Annotated in this window: 4 protein-coding genes; 3 read left to right on the top strand and 1 reads right to left on the bottom strand. The window is 46.4% G+C overall.

Annotated features, from left to right (window positions below; all coding sequences use genetic code 11):
- Positions 1-475 precede the first annotated feature (475 nt).
- The gene (locus WBV75_RS01725; protein WP_424118930.1) at positions 476-1135 is read left to right on the top strand and encodes a TetR family transcriptional regulator C-terminal domain-containing protein; all 660 of its coding nucleotides are present in this window, start codon (positions 476-478) and stop codon (positions 1133-1135) included.
- Between the two features lie 17 nt (positions 1136-1152).
- Positions 1153-2481 carry an ABC1 kinase family protein gene (locus WBV75_RS01720; RefSeq protein WP_424118929.1) on the top strand — a complete coding sequence of 443 codons (1329 nt, stop codon included), beginning with the start codon at positions 1153-1155 and terminating at the stop codon, positions 2479-2481.
- On the opposite strand, the gene WBV75_RS01715 is transcribed toward WBV75_RS01720, so the two are convergent.
- Positions 2478-4913, bottom strand: a complete 2436-nt coding sequence (locus tag WBV75_RS01715) for an alpha/beta hydrolase family protein (protein WP_424118928.1) — start codon at positions 4911-4913, stop codon at positions 2478-2480. The two genes, WBV75_RS01720 and WBV75_RS01715, sit on opposite strands and share 4 nt — an antisense overlap.
- A gap of 200 nt (positions 4914-5113) precedes the next feature.
- On the opposite strand from WBV75_RS01715, the gene WBV75_RS01710 reads away from it, so the two are divergent.
- Positions 5114-6121 carry a 3-oxoacyl-ACP synthase III family protein gene (locus WBV75_RS01710; protein ID WP_424118927.1) on the top strand — a complete coding sequence of 336 codons (1008 nt, stop codon included), beginning with the start codon at positions 5114-5116 and terminating at the stop codon, positions 6119-6121.
- Positions 6122-6192: the final 71 nt, after the last annotated feature.

Here is a 6192-nt window from a genome sequence, read left to right as displayed (position 1 = left end):
TTTTAACTTGAGGGTGGCATCTGTAGCGTTGGATATGAGTTCCCGAAGAAATATTTCGTGGTCGCTGTAAAGAAACTTTTTAATCAGCGGAAATATATTTTCAACTGAGACATTGATTTTACCTGTAGTCATAAGAAATTGTTTTTCTCCCTGAGATCAAAAAAAATACCAAGACGACTAAGGGTGACAAACTGACATTCAGGGAGGTCAAGATGACTCACCTATAAAATTTAACAAAAGATTTTGTTCAAAGAATATAGTTTGTTATTAAACATTATTATATTTGTTTCATGATTCGAAAGAAAGATGCTATGAAAAAGCTTTTTATTTTGTAATCAGTTTGTTTATTAATTGGTTAGGTTGTTTGAAAGTGCGTCTTCTGCTGAGGGCGCACTTTTTTTTATGCGTTTTCTCACTTTGTTAACACCTTTATTGTTTAAAATAAAATACATTTGATTAAACAAAAAATTTAAATATGAGTGCTAAAAGGAAACCGGCCAAGCCCACAAAGAAAAGTCTGATTACCGCCTATATGACACAGTCCCTGGAAGAGGACCGTTTCCCGGCCTCGGTGTTTAAATTTTGCAGGGAAAACAAGATAGAGGAAGCTGATTTTTATGCCCTCTTCGGTTCTATGGAATCGCTTCAAAAGGAGATATGGATTTACTTTTTCGATGAAACCAAAAATCTACTGGAGAAAGATAAAGCCTATGCCGGTTATGGAAACAGGGAACGGATGCTGAGTCTTTATTTTACCTTTTTTGAACTTCTCGGACTCAATCGGAGTTATGTGCTCTTTGCACTTGGACAGAGTGCGGAGCCCACGCAGCATCTTGGCCAACTCAAAGGGCTGCGCAGGTCAATAAAAATGTTCGCCCGGGAGCTCATCGAAGACGCCAATGCGGAGAAAAACGTAAAAATCACAAGGCATAACCCTGAAATTTTTTCTGAAGGTGCCTGGTTGCAATTGGCCTTTTTGTTAAAATTTTGGATTCAGGATGATTCCCCCGGGTTTGAAAAAACGGATGTAGCTATTGAAAAATCGGTAAATACGATTTTTGACATCTTTGATAATACTCCCCTGGAGCGCGTACTCGACTTCGGAAAATTTTTATTTAAGGAGCGTTTCGCCTGAATCTCAAAATACGGACTATGAATACTCTTGACAGAATTCCAACCTCCAAGATTGAACGGGCAGGTAAGCTCGTGCAGACCGGGGTTAAGGTGGGTGGAAATTACATGAAGTACTACGGGAAGAAATTACTCAATCCCGAACTAGAGCGCGATGGTCTGGATGAGGAGAATGCTAAGGATGTTTATGATGGCCTTAAGAATCTTAAGGGTAGTGCCCTGAAAGTTGCACAGATGTTGAGTATGGAAAAGAATATGCTCCCACGCGCCTATGTGGAGCGGTTTTCCCTGGCTCAGTTTTCAGTGCCCCCCCTTTCCGGACCCCTGGTCCGCAAAACATTTAAGAAGTATTTTGGGTGTTACCCCGAGGTTCTTTTTGATCATTTTGAGTCGGAATCCGTGAACGCAGCCAGTATCGGGCAGGTGCATCGGGCACACAAGGATTCAAAGCAACTAGCCGTAAAAATTCAATACCCCGGTATTTCTGACAGTATTGGCAGTGACCTTGCCCTGGTGCGGCCCGTGGCGATGCGAATGTTCAACCTCAAGGGAAAGGATACAGAGAAATTTTTCAAAGAGGTGGAAGATAAGCTTACAGAGGAAACGGACTACCTGCTGGAACTGCGTCAGAGTCAGGGCATCACCCGGGCATGTGAAGTCCTTGAGGGCATTCGTTTTCCCACCTATTACCCCGAGTGGTCCTGCGAACGGATCCTCACCATGGACTGGATGGAAGGACAGCACTTGGGAGAGTACACAAAAACAGCTTTTGATCCGCAAACCGGGAATCATCTGGGACAGGTACTTTGGGATTTCTATATGTTTCAAATTCATCAGCTGAGGCAGGTACATGCAGATCCCCATCCCGGGAATTTTTTGGTCGGTGCGGACGGAAATCTCATCGCTATTGATTTTGGTTGTATCAAAGAAATCCCCGAAAGTTTTTATACCCCTTATTTTGAGTTAGCCAAACAAGAGACCTTCAGCGACGACGCAGTTTTTACCGAAAAACTCTTTGAGCTCGAAATACTCACGCCCCAGGACAGCCCGGAGGAACTTATATTCTTTAAAAAGCTATTTCGGGAAATGCTGGAACTTTTTACCCGTCCGTTCAATGAGGAATCTTTTGATTTTTCATCAACTGAGTTCTGGGACCGAATTGGAGCCCTGAGTCAACAGTTTTCTTCGGATCCTAAAATCCGCAAGATGAATGCAAACCGTGGATCCCGTCATTTTCTATATATCAACAGGACCTTTTTCGGCCTCTATAACCTGCTTCACGACCTTAAAGCCCAGGTTCGCATTCACGACTATGAGCGGTACCTGAGCCCCGAACCTCTGGAGGCTTAGCGCGTTCCTGTAGCTGCCGCGCTTTCGGGTTTAAGGTACTTTTCAAACCATTGATCCTGCTCCCACAGCATATGGAAAATGCTCTCCTGGGCGCGGTACCCATGACTTTCCTTAGGGAGCATGACCAACCTTACCTGGGCGCCAAGTCCTTTTAAAGCATTGAAATAGCGCTCGCTTTGCATGGGATAAGTTCCTGAATTATTATCTGCTTCCCCATGAATAAGCAGTAAGGGTGTTTTCATTTTTTCAGCGTGCATAAAAGGAGACATGGTGTAGTATACCTCAGGTGCCTCCCAATAGTTGCGTTGCTCACTCTGGAATCCGAAAGGGGTCAGGGTTCGGTTGTAGGCACCACTTCGCGCCACTCCCGCTGCGAACAAATCAGAATGGGAAAGCAGGTTGGCAACCATGAAAGCGCCGTAGCTGTGCCCGCCAACACCCACGCGGGTTCTGTCTATATACCCCATCTTGTCAACTGCGTCTATGGCGGCACGGGCATTGGCGACCAATTGGGTCCGAAAGCTGTCATTGGGTTCTTCGGTTCCTTCGCCGATAATTGGAAAAGCGGCATCGTCCAGGACAACATACCCCCGGGTGACCCAGTAGATAGGGGAACCCCAGTAGGGATAGGTAAATTCATTTGGATTCTGGGTATTCTGTGCAGCACTGCTTTTATCTTTAAATTCCCTGGGGTAGGCCCAGAGAATCATAGGTTTTTTTTCGGGAGATTCCCGGTCATATCCGACCGGAAGGTAGAGGGTTCCACTCAGTTCAAGACCGTCCGCCCGGGTATAGGTGATAACTTCCTTATGGACATCCTGAATACTCTTAAACGGATTTTCAAAATGGGTTAACTGGGAAGGCCCTTTTCGTCTTATAAGGCTTTTGTAGTAATAGTTCGGGTAATCGGCAGGCGACTCGATTTGCACCAACAGCTGGTCTTCGAGGGGATCGTATTCCAGCAGGGTTTCCATTTTACCCGGGATCCTCGATTCGTAAAGGCGCATCTTCTTCTGCGTCTTTAAATTCATTTGGTCTACAAAGGGAAACTGCCCCTCTTCGGTATATCCGTCCCCCAGCAGATAGGCATTTCCTTTTTTGTCCAATGCCAGAACAGATTCCTTAAAGGCGTTTTGCGTGGTCGCGAAAGACCCCGGGTCGCTGTACCTGTCCTGATAATTCCTGTCCGACAAAACAACAGGATCGGATGTTGGGTCCGACGGGTTAAACAAGTATGTTTTTGTATTCCGGGTATCCCACCACATATCCGTGGCAATAGCCGCCTGATCCGTCCCCCAAAGGATGTACCTGTATCGGTTTATCGTTTTAAGTACGGATCGGCCCTTTCCTTCAAAAGGGGCGTCGAGCAAAAATACTTCATCCCTGAAGGGTACGTCTACGGCCGGATCCCCTCCGTCCAAAGCTTCTGCGTAAACGAGCGTAGCGGGTTTATCTCGGCGCCAGGAGATATCCCTCATGCCGGTGCGTTCCGCCATAAACCCCTTTGGGAGATCCTCAATCAACGGCACCTCCAACAGGGTGCGCACCAAATCTCCGGTCTGGGAATAAATCTGTGTCTTTGAAGGGAACCTGTAATAAGGTACGAGGTATGAAAACGGCTTTTCTGCTGTGACTACCATGACGTAATTCCCGTCCGGGGAAAAATTGATATTGCGATAAAGGGCCGGGCCCATCCATGTCGAAATCTCTCCTGAAACATTTATTTTTTTAAGCTCGGATCGAGCCAACTGTTCGAAATTAAAGGCATCATCCGGATTTTTAATAAGATCCTGGTAGGTTCGATTCTGGGCTTTTTTACCATCGTTCGTGGCTATTGTAGGCCCCGCAGGTACCGTTTCCAGCCTATCGATCAGCATTTTACGGTCTTCGGGAAGTGTTTTTACCAGTACAGACTGACTGTCTTTAAACCAGTTAATCACATCCCCCATATTGGCATTGAGCACAGGCCCTGTAAGCCTGAATGCCCGGGCCTCCGACATATCGACCATCCACAATTCGGCTCCCGTATCTGCCGTATGTGTCATAGCCAGTATTTCCTGGTCCGGGGACAGGGAGAAATTGGCGAGCCTCGGATTCTCGGGAAGGCCCGAAACCTGTCTGGATTCTAGTTCTTCAGGGGTTTTTATATGCAGGTTGTTGTAGTAATTGGTACGACTGCCAATATTGGTCGCCGGGTTAATGCGTAAACCGGCCAGTCGCATTTCGGTCTCCGATAGTTCACCAATGGTCTTATAGGGGCTTCGAAACATAAGCATCATATAAGATCCGTTATCGGTGATCAGCACACGGGGTGCCAATGGCGCTTCAGCCAATTTTAGGATTTCTGCCGGGGGTGTCTGGTAGGTGAGTTGTTCCTGGGCCTGAATCGTGAGTATACACGCCAAAAAACACCAAATAGTCCAATTTTTCATAGATTCTTCTTTGCGTTAAAAATGGTAATGAATTACTTTCTCAAGATACCCTATTTTTCTGAATCAGGGAAAATTGAGACATCTCTTGAACGCCAAAGTTTCGTTGTAGTTTTTAGGCCAACTTCATAAATATCGGTACATTTAAAATTCAATTGGAATCCTTTTAAAGAGAATCATTTCTCAAACTCAAACGACACATTATGTACAATTCAAAGATAGCCGGACTGGGGTTTTACGTGCCCGAGAATGTGGTTACGAACGACGATCTTGCCAAGGTTATAGAAACCAGTGATGAATGGATTCAGGAGCGCACCGGGATCATGGAAAGGCGTTATGTAGAGGGTGATGAAGATACAACGACTACTATGGGGGTTAAGGCTGCCCGTATAGCTATAGAACGATCCGGAATAGATAAGGACGAGATTGATTTTATCGTTTTTGCCACCCTGAGTCCCGATTATTATTTTCCGGGCCCCGGGGTTTTAGTTCAGCGGGATTTGGGCCTTCGGACCGTAGGAGCCGTGGACGTTCGGAATCAGTGCTCCGGTTTTGTTTACGGGATTTCCCTGGCCGACCAGTATATCAAGACGGGAATGTATAAAAACGTTTTGGTCATCGGATCGGAACTGCATTCCAAGGGCCTGGATATGACCACAAGGGGCAGGGGCGTATCGGTGATTTTTGGGGACGGTGCCGGGGCGGCTGTCCTGACGCGGGAAGAAAATCCTGAGAAGGGTATTCTCTCTTCACATTTGCACAGTGAAGGTGCGAATGCCGAAGAACTCTCACTGATCGCTCCGGGGATGGGAAATAGGTGGGTGCTCGATATTCTCAAAGACAACGATCCCGAGGATACCTCGTATTATCCCTATATGAACGGGCAGTTTGTGTTTAAAAATGCCGTCGTCCGCTTCAGTGAGGTCATTATGGAAGGCCTGGCCAAAAACGAGTTACAGCCCTCTGATATTGATATGCTCATCCCGCACCAGGCCAATCTGAGGATATCCCAGTTTATTCAAAAAAAATTCAAGCTTTCTGATGACCAGGTGTACAACAATATCATGCGATATGGCAACACCACCGCCGCCAGTATTCCTATTGCCCTTACAGAGGCATGGGAAGAAGGGAAGATCAAGGAGGGAGACCTGGTGGTCCTGGCTGCGTTTGGGAGTGGCTTTACCTGGGGCAGTGTAATTATCAGGTGGTAGTATATTCACCACTGTGGGAGTCCGGGTTCAGTCTTAGGGCGAGCGGGATACAAAAAAACAGAAAACCCCGA

It is taken from the genome of Robiginitalea sp., from assembly GCF_049588695.1.
Taxonomy (GTDB): domain Bacteria; phylum Bacteroidota; class Bacteroidia; order Flavobacteriales; family Flavobacteriaceae; genus Robiginitalea.
This window is presented reverse-complemented; position numbering and strand designations above follow the sequence as displayed.